Raw genomic sequence first — 19074 nt, 5'->3', positions numbered from 1 at the left:
GGAGACCTGCTGTGACCACCGTCGTCGCGGAGTCCTCCGCGCCCACCCCCGACCCCGCCGCCGCTCCCGGGCCCGCCCCGGCCGTGGCCGGCCGGGGCCGGATCGTCCTCGCCCGGCTGCTCGCCGCCCGCTGGGCGGTGGCCGGCACCGTCATCGTCCTGCTGCTGTTCGCCCTCGCCTTCGGCGGCCAGTACCTGACGCCCTGGGACTACGCCGCCCCGGACTACAACGCGCTGCGCCAACCCCCCTCCGGCACCCACTGGTTCGGCACCAACGGGGTCGGCCAGGACGTCTTCGCGCAGACCGTCCGCGGCCTGCAGAAGTCGCTGGTCATCGGCCTGCTGGTGGCGCTCTTCTCGACCGTGCTGGCGTCCCTGTTCGGCGCCTGCGCCGGCTACTTCGGCGGCTGGACCGACCGGGTGCTGATGTTCGCGGTGGACCTCATGCTGGTCTTCCCCAGCTTCCTGATCATCACCATCATCTCGCCCCGGCTCAAAGGCGCCGGCTGGATCGCCTTCGTGCTGCTGCTCGCCCTCTTCAACTGGATGATCACCGCCCGGGTGGTCCGCTCGATGACCATCTCCCTGCGGGAGCGCGAGTTCGTCCGGGCCGCGCAGTTCATGGGCGTGCGACCGCTGCGGATCATCACCCGGCACATCCTGCCGAACGTCGCCTCCTTCCTCATCATCGACGCCACCATCGCCGTCGGCGGCGCCGTGATGAGCGAGACCGCGCTCTCCTACTTCGGCTTCGGTGTGAAGGCCCCCGACGTCTCGCTCGGCACCCTGCTCGCCGCCGGCACCTTCGACGCCCCGACGTTCCCCTGGCTGTTCTACTTCGCCGCCGGGCTGCTGGTGCTCTTCGTGCTGGCCGTCAACCTGATCGGGGACGGGCTGCGCGACGCCCTCGACCCCACCGCCGAGGCGGCCCGGGCCCCTCGCCGCCGCCCCCGTTTCCGGAAAGAGCGGAACCGCACGTGACCACCACCGTCGAAACCCCGCTGCCCGCGGCCCCTCTGCTGCACGTCCGCGACCTGCGGGTCGACTTCGCCGGGCCGCGCGGCACCGCCGTCCCCGCCGTCCGCGGCGTCGAGCTCACCCTGCGGCGCGGCGAGACCCTGGGCATCGTCGGCGAGTCGGGCTCCGGCAAGTCCGTCACCGCGCTGGCCGTCCTCGGCCTGCTGCCCGGCACGGCGACCGTCCACGGCTCCGTCCGGCTGGACGGCAAGGAGCTGATCGGCCTGCCCGGCCGCGAACTCGCCGCCCTCCGCGGCCGCCGGGTCGCCATGGTCTTCCAGGACCCGCTCTCCGCCTTCACCCCCGTCTACCGGATCGGCGACCAGATCGTCGAGGCCCTGCGGATCCACCAGCGCCTCGACAAGCCGGCCGCGCGCAGGCGGGCCGCCGAACTCCTCGACCTCGTCGGCATCCCGGCGCCCGACCGCGCGCTGGACAGCTTCCCGCACGAGTTCTCCGGCGGCATGCGCCAGCGCGCCATGATCGCCATGGCCATCGCCAACGACCCCGACATCCTGCTCGCCGACGAGCCCACCACCGCGCTGGACGTCACCATCCAGGCCCAGGTGCTCGACGTGCTGCGCACCGCCCAGCGGGAGACCGGCGCCGCGCTCGTCCTGGTCAGCCACGACCTCGGCGTCATCGCCGGAATGGCCGACCGGGTCGCCGTGATGTACGCGGGCCGGGTGGTGGAGACGGCCGGCGTGGACGAGCTGTTCGCCGCGCCCCGCCACCCGTACACGCTCGGGCTGATCGGCGCGGTGCCACGGCTGGACGCCCGCGGCGGGCCGCTCGTGCCGATCCCCGGCACGCCCGCGCCGATGGCCGAGCTGCCGGCCGGCTGCCCGTTCGCCGCCCGCTGCCCGCTGGTCGAGGACCGGTGCCGGACGGCGGAGCCCGGGCTCGGGGTCGCGGACGCGGGCCGGGGCGGGGGCGGGAGCCGACTCGACGGGGACTCCGACGTTGCGGGCTCCGGCGATCATCTGGCGGCGTGCGTCCGGGCCGGGGAGCTGGCCGAGCGGCGGCCGGCGCCGGCCGAGGTGTACCCCGTGCCGGTGGTGCCGCCGGCTTCGGCCGGGAGCACTGCCGGTGTGGATGCCGCCCGGGAGGAGCGCCCGCCGGTGCTCTCCGTCACCGGCCTCACCAAGACGTTCCCGCTGCTCAAGGGCACCGTCTTCAAGCGCCGGATCGGCGAGGTCTACGCCGTGGACGGCGTCGAGCTGGACCTCCGGCAGGGCGAGACCCTCGGTCTGGTCGGCGAGTCCGGCTCCGGCAAGTCCACGACGCTGTTCGAGCTGCTGCGGCTCGCCGCCCCCGAGTCCGGCCGGATCGAACTGCTCGGGCAGGACACCGCCGCACTCTCCCGGGCCGACGCCCACCGGCTCCGGGCCGAGCTGCAGATCGTCTTTCAGGACCCGATGGCCAGCCTCGACCCGCGGATGCCCGTCGGCGACATCGTCGCCGAACCGCTGCGCGCCCAGCGCGCCGCCCGCGAGGAGATCGCCCGCCGGGTGCCCGAACTGCTGCGGCAGGTCGGCCTCGACCCGGCGCACGCCGTCCGCTACCCGCACCAGTTCTCCGGCGGACAGCGACAGCGGATATCGATCGCCCGCGCGCTCGCCGTCCGGCCCAAACTGCTGGTCCTCGACGAACCGGTCTCCGCGCTGGACGTCTCCATCCAGGCCGGCGTGCTCAACCTGCTCCAGTCCCTCAAGGCGGAGCTGGGCCTCTCCTACCTCTTCGTCTCGCACGACCTCTCGGTGATCCGGCACCTCGCCGACCGGGTCAGCGTGATGTACCTCGGGCGGACCGTCGAACAGGGCGAGGTCTCCGCCGTCTTCGACCACCCCCGCCACCCCTACACCCGCGCGCTGCTCTCCGCCGTCCCCCTCCCGGACCCGGCCGCCGAACGGGCCCGCACCCGCATCCTGCTGCCCGGCGACCCGCCCTCGCCCACCGCGCGCCGCACCGGCTGCCCGTTCCGCACCCGCTGCCCCGTCTACGCCGGGCTCGACGCCGGGGCACGCATCCGCTGTGAGACCGAGGCCCCGCCGCTGACCGGCCCCGCGCCGGACGTGGACCACCGGGCGGCCTGCCACTTCCCGGAGTAGCGGCCCGCCGGCACGGTCCTCCGTGAGCAGCAGGAGCAGGCACCGCCGCGGGAAGTCGGACCGGCCGACTTCCCGCTCCGAGGGCTTCGGTCGCGGCTGCAGCTGCAGCTGTGGCTGTGGCTGTGGCTGTGTACCGGCGGCTCGGGGCCTGGTGTGCCAACGCCCGCCGACTTGGTCACGGAGCGTGTCCGGCCGGTGGCGATTCGGCGGATCGAGCCGACCCCGTGTAATGTTCTCCAGGTCAGCAGGCGCCGCTAGCTCAGTTGGTTAGAGCAGCTGACTCTTAATCAGCGGGTCCGGGGTTCGAGTCCCTGGCGGCGCACATGGCAAGGTCTCAGGCCGTCCACTCCGGTGGGCGGCCTGAGGCGTTTCCGGGCGGGTAGGTACCAGGGGTACGCGGTGTCGCTCGCCGCCCGACCGTTGGAGGTACCCGTCCGTGACTCCGCCGAACGCGCGCTCGATCCCCGAGGAGCTGTTGCTGCTCTGCGCCGATCCGGTGCGCGGCCGACTGCGCACCCCGCACTCCACCCTCCACCGGGTGATCGCGGGCGGCGTCGTCGCGGAGATGCTGATGAGCGGCGCGATCACCGTCGAGGGGCGGCGGATCACCGGGTTCCAGCCGCTGGGCGCGCATGACGAGGTCGGGGCCGGCGTGCTCGCGCGACTGGAGAAGGCGGGCAAGCGCGATCAGCGGCTCGGCCTGGACCTCGTGATCCGCCGGGTCCCGCGCAAGCCAGGGCCGGCCCCCTTCCTCGACCGGCTGACCTCCGACGGCCTGCTCGTGGTGGAGACACGCCGCTTCCTCGGCCTGCCCTACCGGCGCCATGCGGCAACGCGGCCGACCATGGGGCAGGAGATCGCCGCGCGGGTGGCCGCCACGCTCGCGCACGAGGGCGATGAGTCACCGGCGGCCGAGCGGGACCGGCAGCTGGCCGGGCTGATCGGTGCGGCGCGGCTGGAGCGCCGGCTCTACCCGGGGTCGGCGGGTGCCCCGACCCGGCGGGCCGTACGGCGGCTCACCAGGGAACTGCCGATCGCCGGGGCGGTCCGGCGGGTCATCACCTCGGACTCCGCGGCGGGCAGCGCGAGCTGAGCCGGGTTGCCCCGGGCTGTCGGGCTGCCCCGGCTGCCCCGGGGAGGGACGCGGGCGAGCGGTCGTGCCCGGGGCGCGGGGCGGCCGGCGCCTCACCGGCGAGCAGCCGGGCGCCTCGTCGGGCAGCCCGGCTCAGCACGTGTCGAGGATCGCCGAGGCCACCGCGTCCGGGCGGTCGAACATCATCAGGTGGCCGGCCGGCGCGGTGGTGCGGAAGTCGGCCCCGAGCAGCGAGGCGAGGTCCCGCTGGCTGCCCAGCCGCTCCTGGGTGCGGCGGATCCGGCACCCGTCGTCGGCGGCGAGCACGGTGACCGGCAGTTCGTCCGGCAGCGGCGCGGCGACGCGCAGCTCGGCCAGCGCGGCGGCCAGGTCCAGGTAGGCCGCGTTCTCCCGGAGCAGGGCGCGCAGGGCCCGCCCGGTCCGGTAGCAGTGCCGGACCAGCGGTGCCGGCGCGAGGTCCTCGCGGCGGACGGTGGACGCCCGGGCGACCAGCCGCCGCACGGTGGGCCCGATCAGGTACGGCACCGCGACGGCCGTGGCCGCGCCCGCGACCGTGCGGGCCGCCAGGTCACGCAGCCCCGGCGCCGGAAGCGGCCGCGGATCCGGTTCGACGCTGCCGTCCAACAGGACCAGTCCGGCCGTCCGCTCGGGGTGGAGCCGGGCGAAGGCCTCCACGTGGAACCCCGCCAGTGAATGGCCCGCCACCGTGCACGGCTCACGCAGCCCGAGCGCATCCAGCACGCCCCGGATGCGCTCCGCCTCGCCCACCAGCGTCGGGCCGGACCGGCCGGCGGCCTCCGGCGCGCTCAGCCCGTAGCCGGGACGGTCGAAGCGGACCACGGTGCGGTAAGGGGTGAGGAAGGGGACCACCAGATCCCAGTCGAACCAGCTGCTGCCGAGCCCGCCGGTGAGCAGGCAGACCGGGCCGCTGCCCTCGGTCCGGACGTGCAGGGGCGTGCCGTCGATGCGCAGGAACATCGCCGTCGAGGCCGCTCCGGCCGCCACCCCCGTGCCCGGTCGCGGCCCTGCCCCCGAGCCTGCCCCCGGCCTGGTCATCGCGGCTCCGCCTCTTCGCTGCGGGCCTCTCGTTCGCTGCGGGCTTCTCGCCCGGTCCCCCGCTCTTCCCCGGCCGGTTCCTCGCCGGCACGGACCTGGCCGGCACGGACCAGGCGCGCGGCCGGCACGGCCGACCAGAGCGCGACCAGGACCACCTCCAGCACCCAGGCCGTGTACGCCACCACGCTGAGCAGCAGCAGAGCGGCGACGACGACGGCGAGCCGAGCGTTCCGGCGACCGGGGCGGGGGCTGGACACGTTTCCACCCTAACCGGGCAGAAAAGTCCGCCCCAACCGGGTGGAAACGGGCATCCCGGCTCGGCAATGAACACTCGGCCGCCCCCGGCGGTGCGAGGCACCCCTGCGGACCGTGTATTGTTCTCCGAGTCAGCAGGCGCCGCTAGCTCAGTTGGTTAGAGCAGCTGACTCTTAATCAGCGGGTCCGGGGTTCGAGTCCCTGGCGGCGCACAGACATTGGGGAGCCTCTCGCAGCAGCGAGGGGCTCCCCGATTTTTTTGCCCATCGACGTCCGTTTTGTGTGTGATGTCGGTCTCGCTTGCCGCTCCGGTGGAGCCAACCGACCCGTTCGGCGCGTTTTGGGCTGTAAACCGGAAATGGGACAAAGGGCCCCGACCCCCGATGTCCCACGCCGTGCAGGCCGGCACGGTCCGCCCGCAGGAAAGGCCGCCGCTTTGTCCAGAAACGCCCGGAGCGGCCGCCGCGTGCCGACCGTCCGTCTCCGCCCGGTGAAGAGCCTGAAGCGTTCGTCGGAGCGCCCCGTCGGCGGCGCCGGAGGCACGAACGGTGGCGGGACCGGCGGCAGGAAGGCCCGCCACCCGAAGCGCACCGGCTGGCGCCGGCTGATCCCGACCTGGCGGCTCACCCTGCTCGGCTTCACCGCCGCCCTGCTCCTCGGCGTCGGCTTCTTCGCCCTGGGCATCACCCTGGTGAAGGTGCCGGACGCGCACGCCGCCGCGACCGCCCAGAGCAACACCTGGCTCTACCAGGACGGCTCGGTGATCGCCCGGACCGGCCAGACCAACCGGCAGAACGTCCCCCTCGACAAGGTCTCCCCCGCCGCCCAGCACGCCGCGCTCGCCGCCGAGGACCGCAACTTCTACCACGAGGGCGCCGTCAACGTGCCCGGCCTGGTCCGCGCCGCCGTCAAGACCGCCAAGGGCGAGGGCACCCAGGGCGGCTCCACGATCACCCAGCAGTACGTGAAGAACACCTACCTGAGCCAGAAGCAGTCCATCACCCGCAAGGTGAAGGAACTCTTCATAGCGATCAAGGTGGATGCCACCCAGTCCAAGGACGACGTCCTCTCCGGCTACCTCAACACCTCCTACTACGGGCGCGGCGCGTACGGCATCCAGGCCGCCGCCCAGCAGTACTTCGGCGTCGACGCGTCCGCGCTCGACCCTGCCCAGGGCGCCTACCTGGCCACCCTGCTGAACGCACCGAGCGCGTACGACGTCGCCACCGCGACCCCGGCGGGCAAGCAGAACGCGGTGAACCGCTGGAACTACGTCCTGGACGGCATGGTGAAGGAGGGCTGGCTCTCCGCCGAGGAGCGGACCGCCACCACCTTCCCCGAGGTCAGGGACCCGCAGGCCCAGCTCGGCCTCTCCGGCCAGGCCGGCTACCTGGTCAACGCCGCGACCGAGTACCTCACCAGCAACCAGATCATCGGCGAGTCCGAGCTGGCCAAGGGCGGCTACACCATCAGGCTGAGCATCGACCCGGCACGCCAGCAGGCCCTCCAGGACTCCGTCCAGGTGCAGTTGCACGACACCCTCAACCCGGACCAGCGGAAGAAGGACGCGGCCGCCCAGGCCGGCGCCGTCTCCGTCGACCCGAAGACCGGCGCCGTGGCCGCCCTCTACGGCGGGGCCGACTACACCAAGCACTACATCGACAACGCGGCGCGGCGGGACTACCAGGCCGGCTCCACCTTCAAGGCGATCGCCCTGGCGGCGGCCCTGGAGAACGACGCCAAGACCCAGTCCGGCCAGACCGTCACCCCGCGAACCGTCTACGACGGCACCAGCGGCCGCAAGGTCCGCGGCGGGAAGGGCACGCCCTACGCACCGCCGAACGAGGGCGACAAGAGCTACGGCCAGATCACCCTCCAGCAGGCCACCGACTGGTCGGTGAACTCGGCGTTCGCCCAGCTCGCCCAGGACACCGGACTGCAGAAGGTGCGGGACACCGGCATCGCGCTCGGACTGCCCAGCAGCACCCCCGGCCTCGACCCGGTACCGTCCATCCCGCTCGGCGCCGCCACCCCGAGCGTGCTCGACATGGCCGGCGTGTACGCCACGCTGGACAACGGCGGCAAGCAGATCACCCCGTGGCTGGTGCAGTCGGTGGACCGCGAGGGCGAGGCGCTCCAGCTGCCCGCCCACAAGACCACCCAGGCCATCAGCGAGGAGACCGCGCGCGAGGTGACGGCCATGCTCCAGGGCGTGGTGAGCGACCCGGGCGGCACCGGCTGGCGCGCCAAGTCCCTCGGCCGCCCGGTGGCCGGCAAGACCGGCACGACCGATGACCAGAAGTCGGTCTGGTTCGTCGGGTACACCCCCGAGCTGGTGACCTCGGTCGCCCTGTTCGGCCAGGACCCCGCCAGCGGCGCCCAGGTCAGCCTCAGCGGTACCGGCGGGATCGACGGCGCGGCGGGCGGCCAGTACCCCGCGCAGATCTGGACCAGCTACATGAAGGCCGCGCTGAAGGGCCAGCCGGTCACGGACTTCCCCTCGCCCTCGGACAAGGGCGGCTCCTGGTCGGGCGGCAGTGACACGCCGTCGGGCGGTTCGGACAGCCCCTCCACCCCGTCCGGGGCTCCCTCCGCCCCGGCCTCGCCGGACGGCGGCACGGGCTCCGGCGCCTCGCCGACCGGCTCGGGGACGTCCGGCTCCTCGGGGACGTCCGGTGGGCAGGGCGGCTCGCGCCCCGGCGGCGGGGCGACCACCGAGCCCACCCAGTCGACCGCCCCGCCCACGTCCCCGCCGACCACGCAGCCGACGACCCAACCGACCGGCAGGCCCACCCGGACGCCGACGCCGACGACCGGCCCGACCAGCGCGCCGACCACCGGCCCGACCACTGCGCCCCAGCCGACAGGCGGCACGGGCGGCGCGGGCGGGTCGGGTTCGGGCACCGGGGCGAACGTGCCTGCGGGGGCCGGGCAGTAGCGGAGCGGCCGGTCGGCGGCCGGTCGGCTGGGCCGGTCGGTCGGGGTACCGGACGGCTGCTGGTCGGGGTGCCGGGCGGCCGTTGCGCGGCGGTGGGCAGTCGTCCGTAAATCTGCCGTTGCGCACAGTTGGAGGCAGGACCAAATGCCGGAATGGCGCCTTACCGAACCGATGGCATGACTGTCACAATGCGTCGGTGTACAGCTCAAAGCCCCTGCTCGGCCGGTCCTCGGGCAGAACCCTCGGTCTCACCCTCGCCCTGGTCTCCGCCGTCTCCTTCGGAGGCTCCGGCACAGCCGCCAAACCGCTGATCGAGGCCGGCCTCTCGCCGCTGCACGTGGTCTGGCTCCGGGTGACCGGCGCCGCCGTGGTCCTGCTCCCGCTCGCCTACCGCCACCGCGGCGCGGTGCTCCGGCGGCCCGGCGTGCTGCTCGGCTTCGGCCTGCTCGCCGTGGCCGGTGTCCAGGCCTGCTACTTCGCGGCCATCTCCCGGATCCCGGTCGGCGTCGCACTGCTCATCGAATACCTCGGGCCCCCGCTGCTCATCGGTTATGTGAAGTTCGTCCAGCGCAAGCCGATCAGCCGGGGCTCGGCCATCGGCGCCGGCGTCGCCGTGGCCGGACTCGCCTGCGTGGTGGAGGTCTGGAACGGCCTGAGCTTCGACGCCCTGGGCGTCCTGTTCGCCCTCGGGGCGGCATGCTGCCAGGTCGGCTACTTCGTCCTGGCCGACGCCGGAAGCCGGGGTGACCGCCCCGTCGACCCGCTCGCCCTCAGCGCGTTCGGCCTGCTGATCGGCGCCGTCGTGCTCACCGCGTTCACCAGCCCGTGGAACGCCGACTGGGGCCTGCTCGGCGGGAACGTCGTCATGAACGGGCACTCGCTGCCCGCACTGATCCCGGCCGCCTGGATGATCCTCATCGCGACCGTGCTCGCCTATCTGACCGGTGTGATCGCCGTCCGGCACCTGTCGCCCCCGGTCGCTGGGGTGGTGGCCAACCTGGAGGCGGTCGTCGCCACCGTCCTGGCCTGGATCCTGCTCGGCGAACACCTGGGCGTGCCGCAGATGGCCGGCGGCCTGCTCGTCCTGGCCGGCGCCTTCGCGGCCCAGGCGAGCAAGCCCGCCACGGCATCCGCGGAGGTGGACGCGGCGATGGGCGCGGCAATGGGTGCGAAGATGCCTGACGCGGGCGCGGCGGCGGGAGAGGCGGGCGCGGCGGCGGGCGCAACCGCGCTGGGCGAGCGGCTCACACGGGCTGCCGCGGAGCGGGGCGTCGGAGGGCAGGACATCGCAGCGCAGAGCATCGGAGAGCACGGCGTCGGAGGGCAGGGTGTCGAGGACCGGCCCGTTGTCGACCAGGGGGTCAGTGGCCGACCCAGCCGAACCAGTCGAGGTGATTGAGCGGCCACACCACGGCCGAGACCGGCCCGACCACGTTGTCCACCGGCACGGCGCCGCCCCCCGGGCCGCGCTGGTGGTAACGCGAGTCGGCGGAGTCGCTCCGGTGGTCGCCCTCCACCCAGACGTAGCCCTGGGGCACCGTCACCGGGCCGAAGTCCAGCCCCGCGCAGGAGTCGTCCCCGGGGTGGAGGTACGGCTCGTCCACCTTGGTTCCGTTGACGGTCAGCGTGGTGCCCGAACACTGCACGGTCTGGCCGCCCGTCGCGATGACCCGCTTGACCAGGTAGTTGTCGTCCTTCGGCGGCACCAGGCCGACGAAGCTGAGCGCCGAGCCCACTGCCCGCGAGATCGGGTTGCCGTCGGTCGGCTGCGGCGGCAGCCAGTCCCCCGGGTCCTTGAACACAACCGGCTCGCCCTGCTTCGGTTCCCAGCCGGTGAGCGGGGCGAGCTTGTTCACGCCGACCCGGTCGCCGATCCGCAGCGTGTTCTCCATCGACCCGGAGGGGATGGTGAACACCTGGAACAGGCAGGTCTTGATCAGCAGCGCGACCACCAGCCCGACCGCCGCCATCGCGGGGATCTCTATCCACCACGGCCGCTGACGACGCCCCGACCGCCGGTCCTTCGATCCTCTCGGCGGCTTCGGGCCGTTCGATGACCTCGCGCCCTTGCGCGCCTTCCGGCTGCGCGCCCGCCGCGCCGCGGCACGGCCGCCGACGGGCGCATCGGAATCGCCGGGATCACCGTCGCCGGCGCCGGCGGCCCAGGCCTGGCCGGTCCCGGCATCGCCGTGCGTATCGGGCAGGTTCACCGCCATCGTCGCTGCTCCACCTCTCCGGCTGGGGGAACCTGCACGCTACGCCAACCGCGAAGCCTCGCGAAATCGGGCATTTACCCGCGCCAGACATCACGCCCTGGGTATGGGCCTCCGCCGTGCCCTCTGCGGTCGGCGAGTCCGGAGACGATCTCGAGGGTAGTCCGCCGATGCCCGGGAAGGCCCGGAATCCCCCTGAAGGCACGGGAACCCTCTGAAGGCCGGGAAGGCCCGGGAACGACCCGGAAGGCCCGAGAATGGCCCTGAATGCCTCTGAATGACCCTGAAGGCCCGGGCCGCCTGGAGGCGCCCCGGGGGGCGCCGGGGCGGATTCGTCAGCCGGCGACGTTCTGGCCGGTCACCGTATCGCTGGCGATCTTCTCGTGGTGCCGGATGACTTCAGCGATGATGAAGTTGAGGAACTTCTCCGCGAACACCGGGTCCAGGTGCGCCCCGGCAGCCAGCTCCCGCAGGCGCTTGATCTGGTCCCGTTCCCGCGCCGGGTCGGCCGGGGGAAGCTTGTGCTCGGCCTTGAGCCGACCGACCCGCTGGGTCGCCTTGAACCGCTCGGCCAGCATGTGGACCACCGCGGCGTCGATGTTGTCGATGCTCTCGCGCAGGCTGGTCAGCTCGGCCCGTACGGCATCGTCGATCCCCTTGGGCAGTCCGGCATCGGGGGTCGTGGGGTGATCCGTCATCGGGGCGGCTCCGCGGCTCTCAGATTGGTGGGCACCCAGCCGTCCGAGGCCGGGGATCAGGCCCGGGCAAATCTAACAGGGCACCCGGTCCGGATCCGCACCATTTGGCGTATCCGTCCACGATCCGGACAGCGCGTGGAGCAGCGGTCGCCTCCGGCCCCGAGCCTGCCGGTTTCCCGCCACGGCACCTCCGGGCGCTTCCTGTGATCCGCCCCCGGCCTGCCCGTAGTCTGGTGCGCGGCATGACCGGAAGTGACGACTCAGCAGTTCCTCAGTGATGGAGGTACCGATCGTGGCAACCACTCGCACCGCACGCACCGCCTGGGAAGGCAACCTGCTCGACGGCAAGGGCCAGGTGACCTTCGCCTCGTCCGGCATCGGCGAGTACCCGGTCTCCTGGCCGGCCCGGGCCGAGGAGCCGAACGGCAAGACCAGCCCGGAGGAGCTCATCGCGGCCGCTCACTCCGCGTGCTTCTCGATGGCCCTCTCGCACGGCCTCGCCGGCGCGGGCAACCCGCCCACCAAGCTCGACACCCAGGCCGATGTCACCTTCCAGCCGGGCACCGGCATCACCGGCATCCACCTCACCGTCATCGGCGAGGTGCCCGGCCTGGACGAGACCGGCTTCGTGAAGGCTGCCGAGGACGCCAAGGCGAACTGCCCGGTCAGCCAGGCCCTCACCGGAACGACCATCACCCTCACGGCCAAGCTGGCCTGACCCTCCGACGATTTCGGCGGGACCGCGACCACGGAGCGTTGCGGCCGCGCCGGACGGCGCGTTCCGGCGCTCGACAAGCGCCCTGGGGCGCACTGTGGAGCACGCGCCCCTGGTACACATCATGTGATGTGCACCAGGGGCGTCCGCATGTACCGCCACACATAATCGGAAAGCGGGCGAATCACCCTGGCGGCGGTTACCGCGCGTTGCCGCCGCGTCCTATGATCGGCCGCAACGCCCTGTTCTTCACGCGGATCCCCGCCCGAGCGCTCCTCCGCGAGCGCTCCGCACCGGACTGCGAGGACCTCGACAGAGTGCGGGAGCCGGCCGCCGCAGTTCCGGGTGACCGGCCGGACCAGCGTCAAGCGTCAGCAGCGGACGGGAGCATGCCGTGCCGGGCCAGAACGAGGGGGCCGACGCACACCACCCAGGCGTGCGGCACGAGGAACCGCAACACCACCGCCGCCTCCGGTCTCCGATCCTCCGGCCCGCCGACGACAGCGCCACCGGCAGCGCGACCAGTGGCGGGCCCACCGACTTCGGCCCCGTCAACGGCGGCTCCGGCAAGGGCGGCTCCGGCAACGGCACTCCGGCCAACGGCGGCTCCGGCAACGGCAGTCCGGCCCACGGCGCGGCCGTCGGCACCGCTCTGGACGACACCCGCGGAAGCGCCGTCGACACCGTCGACGGAGTCGACACCGCGAACGGCGGCCCTTCTCCGGTACTGCCGAAAGCTCCGCCCGGCGCCGACGCCGGCCCCCGGGACACGGAGCGTGCGGGTGGCACGGACGGCGCCGACATCGTCCTCTGCCCGACCTGCGCGGCCCCGCTCGCCAGTGGCACGCACCGGCCCGCCGACGTGGTGGGCCTGCCACCCGGAGGGCCCGACCGGCTGCTGGCCGCACTGAGCGCGAGCGAGTCCCGGTTCCGCGCCGCCTTCTGCGACGCCGGCATCGGCATGGCCCTGATCGACCCCGAGGACCGGATCATCGAGGTCAACCCCGCCTTCGCTGCCCTGATCGGCTGCGGGGTCGGCGAACTGGTCCGCACCCCCATCCGTGAGCTCATCGACCCGGAGGGCATGCCGGACCGGCTCTTCCCCGCGCTGGTCCGCGGCGAACGCGAACGGCTCCGTGTCGAGAAGCAGCTCAGGCACCGCGAAGGCCGCACGGTCTGGAGCAAGGTGACCATCTCCCTGATCCGGGACGGCTCGGGCAGTCCGCTCTACACCCTCGCGATGGTCGAGGACATCACCGAGCAACGCCGGCTCGGCGACCGCCTGGAGTACCAGGCCCTGCACGACCCGCTGACCAGGCTTCCCAACCGGACGTTCTTCTTCGAACGGCTCGACGCCGCCTGCCTCGCGGTGACAGCCGGCCCGGTGGCCGGGAGCGGGGGCACGGTCGGCGGCCCGGGCGCGGGGGCGGACCCTCGCGGGGACTCCGGGGCGGCGGACGCGGGGGCGGGTACTCCGGCGGCGGGTGCATCCGGAGCGGGCGCATCCGGAGCGGGTACCGCCGCGGCGGACGGCCGCCGGGTGGGCGTCTGCTATCTGGACCTCGACGGCTTCGCCGCGATCAACGAGACCCTCGGACACCACATCGGCGACCAGTTGCTGATCGCCGTCGCCACCCGGCTGCGCCGCGGGTTCTCCGAACGCAGCGCCCATCTGGTGGCGCGGATGGGCGGCGACGAGTTCGCCGTCCTGGTGACCGACAGCCGGGGCAGCGAGCAGCTGACCGAGCTGGCCGCCCGGATCCTCGAAGCGCTGGAGCGCCCCTTCGACGTGGCCGGGCACCGGCTGGTGGTGACCGCCAGCGTCGGCGTCGTCGAACGCTCCGTGCACGAGACCACACCGACCGACCTGGTCAAGGACGCCGACGCCACCCTCTACTGGTCCAAGGCGGACGGCCGGGCCCGCTGGACCCTCTACGACCCGGACCGGGGCGCCCACCAGCTGACCCGCCAGCTGCTCACGACCGCACTCCGCCCGGCTCTGGAACGCGGCGAGTTCACCATCGAGTACCAGCCCCTCGTCGGCCTCGCCGACGGGGCGGTGCACGGCGCGGAGGCCCTGGTCCGCTGGCGTCACCCGCGCTACGGGACGCTCTCCCCGGACCGCTTCATCCCGCTCGCCGAGGAGTCCGGCGCGATCGTGCCGCTCGGCAAGTGGGTCCTGGAGGAGTCCTGCCGTCAGGCGCACCGCTGGCTCACCGAGTTCCCCGACACCGAGACCTTCGTGAGCGTCAACCTGGCCGCCCGCCAGATCTGGGACTCGGACGTGGTCGCCGACGTGGCCCAGGCGCTCGACAGCACCGGCCTGCCGGCCCGGCTGCTGCAGCTGGAGATCACCGAGAGCGCGTTGCTGGGCCCCGGAGGGCGACCGCTGCAGGCTCTGCAGGCCCTCGCCGACATGGGCGTCCGGATCGCGATCGACGACTTCGGCACCGGCTACTCCAATCTGGCGTACCTCTCTCGGCTGCCGGTGCACGTCCTGAAGCTGGACGGCACCTTCATCGAGGGATTCCGTGACCCGGCCCCCGCCGGCCGGCCGGAACTCCCCGCGTTCAGCTCCCGCCGGAGCGACGCCGACGAGCAGATCGTCGGCGCGATGGTGCAGCTGGCGCACACCCTCGGCCTGACCGTCACCGCCGAGGGGATCGAGAGCGCGGCCCAGGCCGAACGGCTGCGGCTGACCGGCTGCGACACCGCCCAGGGCTGGTACTTCGCCCGGCCCGGCGAGGCCGAACTCGTCGCGGCCATACTCCGGGAGAGTCGCCCGGGGGTGGACGGAGCGCCCGGCGGCGCCTGAGCGGTAGGGCGCCCCGAGGAGGAGCGATCGCCCGCCAGGCTCCGCCGACTGTGCTGCCGGTCCGGGCGTAGGGGCGGAGCGGGGGCAGGGAGGACCGGGCGCAGGGCGGACCGAACTGCCTGGTCCGCTACGCCCAGGCCGCCCCTACTCCCCGGTCAGCCCGTACGCCTGGGCGATCAGCCCGTACGAGCGATAGCGGGCCTCGTGGCCGTGGATGTGCGAGGTGACCATCAGCTCGTCCACCCCGGTCCGCTTGCGCAGCGCCTCCAGGCCGTCGGCCACCTCTCCGGGCGAGCCCAGGACGACATTGCCCAGCCAGTCGTCGACGAAGTCCGCCTCCACCGGGCTGTACGGGTAGGCCTCGGCCTCCTCCGGTGTGGGGATCGGGCCCGGATTTCCGCGCCGCAGCCGGAGCATTCCGAGCGCCGCCGAGCGGGCCAGCCTGCGGGCGGAGGCCTCGTCGTCGGCCGCGACCGCGCTCACCCCGATCAGGGCGTACGGCTCGTCGAGCACGGCCGAGGCGCGGAACGACGAGCGGTAGAGGTCGAGGGCCGGGATGGTGTTGGTGCTGCTGAAGTGGTGCGCGAAGGCGAATGGAAGGCCGAGTCGCCCAGCCAGCTGGGCACTGAAGCCGGACGAACCGAGCAGCCAGACGGGCGGACGCCCGTCGCCCTTCGGAACGGCCGTGAGCCGTGCATAGGAGTGGCCGGCCGGGAAGTCACCGTCCAGGAAGTGGGTCAGCTCGGCCAGTTGCTGGGGAAAGTCGTCGGCCCCCTCGGCCAGGCCTCGGCGCAGGGCCCGGGCGGTGGCCGGGTCGGTGCCGGGCGCGCGGCCGAGCCCGAGGTCGATACGGCCGGGGTGCAGCGCCTCCAGCAGGCCGAACTGCTCGGCGATCGCCAGTGGGGCGTGGTTGGGCAGCATCACCCCGCCCGAGCCGAGCCGGAGCGACGTGGTGTGGGCCCCGAGGTGGGCCAGCAGGACCGCCGGGGTGGAGCTGGCGACGCCGGGCATGCCGTGGTGCTCGGCGACCCAGAAGCGGTGGTAGCCCCATTCCTCCGCGCTGCGGGCCAGTGTCGTGGTCGCGGCCAGTGCCTCGGACGGGGTGTAGCCGACGCCGACGGTGGCCAGGTCCAGGATGGAGAGCGGCGCGGGGGCCGTGCCGCGGACGGTGCCACGGATCGCCGCACCGGTCTGCGGCTCGGGCCCGCGCTCCTGCTGGTCGTCGGTGGTCATGCCGTCCGCCCTTCTGGCCGCCCTGGCGGCCGCTCCTGTGGCCGTCGTGACGGCCGCCGTCGAGGCCATCTCTCCGGCGTCTTCATAGCCGTCGTGATGACCGTCGTCATGGCCGTCTTCATAGCCGTCTTGATCGCCGACTTGATCGCCGACTTGATCGCCGACTTGATCGCCGTCTTTTCGGCTGCGAACGACCGCGTCCTTGGCCGGCGGTCGCTGCTGCCGACGGACGTCAACCACGCCACCGGTCCGGGTGTTCCCGGCTCCCGGAGCCCGGTCTCCGTCGCAGCGGCCCGGCGCGGGCCATGTCGCCACGCGACGGACCGGCGCGAGCCGTGCCGCTGCACGACCGGCGAGCGACAGCCTGCCTACCGACCGTTCGGCTGACTCACAGCCAGCAGGCGGACACGCGTGGCGACTTCACGCCACCGCGGGAAGTCGCCAGCCGCAGGGCTCGCGACCGGCGACCGGCGTCCGGCAGGCTAGGGAGCAGAGCGGATCACCCAACCGGATCCGTCCTCAACAGCAAGGTCATCGGGCTGGACCAGCGCCGATCGATCCCCACGAGCCCCCGGAGCGGCACCCCGCCCCGGGGGTTCGCGCCTTTGTGAGGTCCGGCACAGCCGGGGTGCTTCATGGCATGAAAAGTCGAGGCGCTAGCGTTGTCCCCTGCAGCCATCTGCTCCCCCTGGGCAGCCTGGAGGGAGTCGGACCTTGGACATCTCAGCGGTGATCGGATCCTCATGGATCTGCGCCCTGGCGCTCTTCGCCGTACTCGGCGACGCCTTCCTCCCCTTCATCCCCAGCGGGACGCTGGTCATCCTGGCCGTGCTCAAGACGGCCCAGATAGACGGCGCGCCACTGCTACTGGGGCTCGGCGTCGCCGTGGCCTCGTTCCTCGGGGACCTGCTTCTCCTCCAGCTCGCCCGCCGTGGCGCCCCTTCGGTGCAGCGACGACTCGAACACCGCCCCAAGCTGGCCGCCAGCGTGGCCCGGGTCCAGCAGGCGTTGGACGGGCGGACCACCGGGGCGGCCGCCGCGATGGTGGTCGTCGCACGCTTCGTGCCGGCCGGGCGCACCGTCCTCGACCTGGCCATCGGCCACTCCCCCGGCCAGCCGCACCGGTTCCTCCGCTGGTCCGCCCTGGCCGCGCTGATCTGGGCCGCCTACATCGTCACGCTGGGCTGGCTCAACAGCCACTGGTTCGACACTGCCTGGCTGAGCCTCGCGGTCTCCTGCACTGCCGCCACCGCGGTCAGCACGACGATCGCCCGGATCGTTCGCCGCCACCGCCGGCTCGCCACCGCCTGACGCCCCGCCGGCTCATCTCCCGGCGGTTCATCGCCGACAGGCCGTCGACTCACCCTGCGACACACCCGAGCAATACCAGGGTGGGTGGAGCCGAGCGTCACAGGACGGCAACAGAAGGACTGTCTCCGCAGCCCCTGCGCAGGCATTCTGCGTATTGACTGTCAATGGACCTCGGCGCCTTGGTGCCCCCTGAGTCCACATGGCATGCTAAAAGCGCAATAATCATCAATTGCCCGATTTGACCGGTACGGCCCACGGACGCCATCACCACCCGGCCAGCGGCACCCAGGGGAGACCATGACCAACATCTCGCGCAGGACCGTGCTCAGTGCCACCGCCGCGACCGTGGCCCTCGGCGCAGTGACGGCGTGCTCCAGCGGCGGATCGGGTTCGGGGTCGGGCTCAGGGTCGAGTACCGCCCCCACCCCGGGCAGCAGCAGTGCAGACAACGGACCGACGGGCAGTGGCTCTCCGAGCAAGGGTGTACCCAAGGGGACTCCGATCGGCGACGGTTCCACGTCCGACACCGGCCCCCAGCCGAACCAGCCCAAGCCGGAGAAGCTCAAGCCCGGTGAGCGCCCGCCGCAGTTCGTGGTGTTCTCCTGGGACGGCGCCGGCGCCACCGACGACGGCCAGTTCCCCCGGTTCCTCAAGCTGGCCGAGGAGCACAAGGCGTCGATGACCTTCTTCCTCTCCGGGATCTACACCCTCCCGAAGGGCAAGTCCGACCTGTACCACCCGCCGAAGCACTCGGTCGGCGCGTCCGACATCCCGTACCTGTCGGACGGCGCGGTCAAGAACACGATCAAGCTGATCAGCCAGGCCTGGCTGGCCGGCCACGAGATCGGCACCCACTTCAACGGTCACTTCTGCTCGACCCGCTCGGACGGCAACGGCGTCAACAAGTGGACGCCGGAGGACTGGCAGAGCGAGATCGACCAGGCGATCGGGTTCGTCACCCAGTGGCGGACCAACACCGGCTTCACCGACGTCGACCCGCTCCCCTTCGACTACAAGAAGGAGCTCATAGGCGGCCGCACCCCGTGCCTCGAGGGGCAGAAGGCCCTGCTTCCGACCGCGGCCAAGATGGGCTGGAAGTACGACGCCAGCTCCTCCGGCGGCCAGCAGATATGGCCGCAGAAGGTGCAGGACGGCAAGGTCTGGGACTTCCCGCTGCAGAGCATCCCGTTCCCGGGGCACGCCTTCCAGGTCCTGTCGATGGACTACAACATCCTGGCCAACCAGTCGGCCGGCAGCACCAAGGGCGACCCGGCCAAGTACAACGACTGGCGCACCCAGGCCCGGGACGCCTACCTCGCCGGGTTCGACCGGGCCTACAACAGCAACCGCGCGCCGTTCTTCATCGGCAACCACTTCGAGCAGTGGAACGGCGGCATCTACATGGACGCCGTCGAGGAGACTCTCAAGACCATCGCGGGCAAGCCGGACGTCCGGCTGGTCTCCTTCCGGCAGCTGGTCGACTGGCTGGAGGTGCAGGACCAGTCCACGATCCGCAAGCTTCGCTCGCTGAACGTGGGGCAGGCGCCGACCGGCGGGTGGGAGTCCTTCCTCGGCACCGCCGGCTGAGCCGCGCGCACTGCCCCCACAGTCAGGCACGAC

General features: G+C 72.7%; 15 protein-coding genes and 2 tRNA genes. 12 read left to right on the top strand and 5 right to left on the bottom strand.

Going from position 1 to position 19074, the window contains the following annotated elements; translation table 11 throughout:
- Positions 1-11 precede the first annotated feature (11 nt).
- The 4 genes from OG286_RS25625 to OG286_RS25610 all read left to right on the top strand — a co-directional run bounded on the left by OG286_RS25625 (position 12) and on the right by OG286_RS25610 (position 4220).
- Entirely contained in the window at positions 12-980 is a 969-nt protein-coding gene (locus OG286_RS25625) for an ABC transporter permease (protein WP_396322650.1), read from the top strand.
- Positions 977-3127, top strand: a complete 2151-nt coding sequence (locus OG286_RS25620; protein WP_396322651.1) for a dipeptide ABC transporter ATP-binding protein — start codon at positions 977-979, stop codon at positions 3125-3127. Before OG286_RS25625 ends, OG286_RS25620 begins: the two co-directional genes overlap by 4 nt.
- A gap of 248 nt (positions 3128-3375) precedes the next feature.
- Positions 3376-3449 (top strand) — tRNA-Lys (locus tag OG286_RS25615).
- A 114-nt stretch (positions 3450-3563) separates the two neighbouring features.
- Positions 3564-4220, top strand: coding sequence for a GPP34 family phosphoprotein (locus OG286_RS25610; protein ID WP_396322652.1), 657 nt, complete (start codon positions 3564-3566; stop codon positions 4218-4220).
- 132 nt (positions 4221-4352) lie between these two features.
- On the opposite strand, the gene OG286_RS25605 is transcribed toward OG286_RS25610, so the two are convergent.
- Both OG286_RS25605 and OG286_RS25600 read right to left on the bottom strand, forming a co-directional pair.
- Complete coding sequence (locus tag OG286_RS25605) at positions 4353-5198, bottom strand: alpha/beta fold hydrolase (RefSeq protein ID WP_396322653.1); 846 nt, start codon at positions 5196-5198, stop codon at positions 4353-4355.
- Between the two features lie 74 nt (positions 5199-5272).
- Positions 5273-5533 (bottom strand): hypothetical protein, encoded by a 261-nt coding sequence (locus OG286_RS25600; protein WP_396322654.1) that lies wholly within the window; start codon positions 5531-5533, stop codon positions 5273-5275.
- 136 nt (positions 5534-5669) lie between these two features.
- Here OG286_RS25600 and OG286_RS25595 point away from each other — a divergent pair.
- The 3 genes from OG286_RS25595 to OG286_RS25585 all read left to right on the top strand — a co-directional run bounded on the left by OG286_RS25595 (position 5670) and on the right by OG286_RS25585 (position 9868).
- Positions 5670-5743 (top strand) — tRNA-Lys (locus OG286_RS25595).
- Between the two features lie 254 nt (positions 5744-5997).
- On the top strand, positions 5998-8469 hold the full coding sequence (locus tag OG286_RS25590; RefSeq protein WP_396322656.1) for a transglycosylase domain-containing protein: 2472 nt from the start codon (positions 5998-6000) through the stop codon (positions 8467-8469).
- 196 nt (positions 8470-8665) lie between these two features.
- Positions 8666-9868, top strand: a complete 1203-nt coding sequence (locus OG286_RS25585) for an EamA family transporter (RefSeq protein WP_396322657.1) — start codon at positions 8666-8668, stop codon at positions 9866-9868.
- Here the strand turns inward: OG286_RS25585 and lepB are convergent.
- Together lepB and OG286_RS25575 are read right to left on the bottom strand one after the other, a co-directional pair.
- Complete coding sequence (gene lepB / locus OG286_RS25580) at positions 9831-10439, bottom strand: signal peptidase I (protein WP_396322658.1); 609 nt, start codon at positions 10437-10439, stop codon at positions 9831-9833. The genes OG286_RS25585 and lepB overlap by 38 nt on opposite strands.
- A gap of 578 nt (positions 10440-11017) precedes the next feature.
- Positions 11018-11380, bottom strand: a complete 363-nt coding sequence (locus tag OG286_RS25575) for a chorismate mutase (protein WP_396322659.1) — start codon at positions 11378-11380, stop codon at positions 11018-11020.
- 292 nt (positions 11381-11672) lie between these two features.
- Between OG286_RS25575 and OG286_RS25570 the strand changes: the two genes are divergently transcribed.
- Together OG286_RS25570 and OG286_RS25565 are read left to right on the top strand one after the other, a co-directional pair.
- Entirely contained in the window at positions 11673-12098 is a 426-nt protein-coding gene (locus OG286_RS25570; protein ID WP_396322660.1) for an OsmC family protein, read from the top strand.
- Between the two features lie 433 nt (positions 12099-12531).
- Entirely contained in the window at positions 12532-14910 is a 2379-nt protein-coding gene (locus tag OG286_RS25565; RefSeq protein WP_405365802.1) for a putative bifunctional diguanylate cyclase/phosphodiesterase, read from the top strand.
- A 144-nt stretch (positions 14911-15054) separates the two neighbouring features.
- Here the strand turns inward: OG286_RS25565 and OG286_RS25560 are convergent, their stop codons facing one another.
- Positions 15055-16143 (bottom strand): LLM class flavin-dependent oxidoreductase, encoded by a 1089-nt coding sequence (locus OG286_RS25560; protein WP_396322663.1) that lies wholly within the window; start codon positions 16141-16143, stop codon positions 15055-15057.
- A 96-nt stretch (positions 16144-16239) separates the two neighbouring features.
- Between OG286_RS25560 and OG286_RS25555 the strand changes: the two genes are divergently transcribed.
- The 3 genes from OG286_RS25555 (at position 16240) to OG286_RS25545 (ending at position 19041) form a co-directional block, all read left to right on the top strand.
- The gene (locus OG286_RS25555) at positions 16240-16530 is read left to right on the top strand and encodes a hypothetical protein (protein ID WP_405365801.1); all 291 of its coding nucleotides are present in this window, start codon (positions 16240-16242) and stop codon (positions 16528-16530) included.
- 327 nt (positions 16531-16857) lie between these two features.
- Positions 16858-17454 (top strand): DedA family protein, encoded by a 597-nt coding sequence (locus OG286_RS25550; protein WP_396322666.1) that lies wholly within the window; start codon positions 16858-16860, stop codon positions 17452-17454.
- A gap of 297 nt (positions 17455-17751) precedes the next feature.
- Positions 17752-19041 (top strand): hypothetical protein, encoded by a 1290-nt coding sequence (locus tag OG286_RS25545; protein WP_396322667.1) that lies wholly within the window; start codon positions 17752-17754, stop codon positions 19039-19041.
- Positions 19042-19074: the final 33 nt, after the last annotated feature.

Origin of the sequence: Kitasatospora sp. NBC_00039 (assembly GCF_045160625.1) — a bacterium.
Taxonomy (GTDB): Bacteria; Actinomycetota; Actinomycetes; order Streptomycetales; family Streptomycetaceae; genus Kitasatospora.
This window is presented reverse-complemented; position numbering and strand designations above follow the sequence as displayed.

What these genes read in the sequence shown, in the direction of transcription:
- OG286_RS25545 (WP_396322667.1), top strand. Translation starts at nt 17,752, where the DNA reads ATGACCAACATCTCGCGCAGGACCGTGCTCAGTGCCACCGCCGCGACC.
- OG286_RS25560 (WP_396322663.1), bottom strand. Translation starts at nt 16,143, where the DNA reads ATGACCACCGACGACCAGCAGGAGCGCGGGCCCGAGCCGCAGACCGGT.
- OG286_RS25555 (WP_405365801.1), top strand. Translation starts at nt 16,240, where the DNA reads ATGACCGTCGTCATGGCCGTCTTCATAGCCGTCTTGATCGCCGACTTG.
- OG286_RS25605 (WP_396322653.1), bottom strand. Translation starts at nt 5,198, where the DNA reads ATGTTCCTGCGCATCGACGGCACGCCCCTGCACGTCCGGACCGAGGGC.
- lepB (WP_396322658.1), bottom strand. Translation starts at nt 10,439, where the DNA reads ATGGCGGCGGTCGGGCTGGTGGTCGCGCTGCTGATCAAGACCTGCCTG.
- OG286_RS25575 (WP_396322659.1), bottom strand. Translation starts at nt 11,380, where the DNA reads ATGACGGATCACCCCACGACCCCCGATGCCGGACTGCCCAAGGGGATC.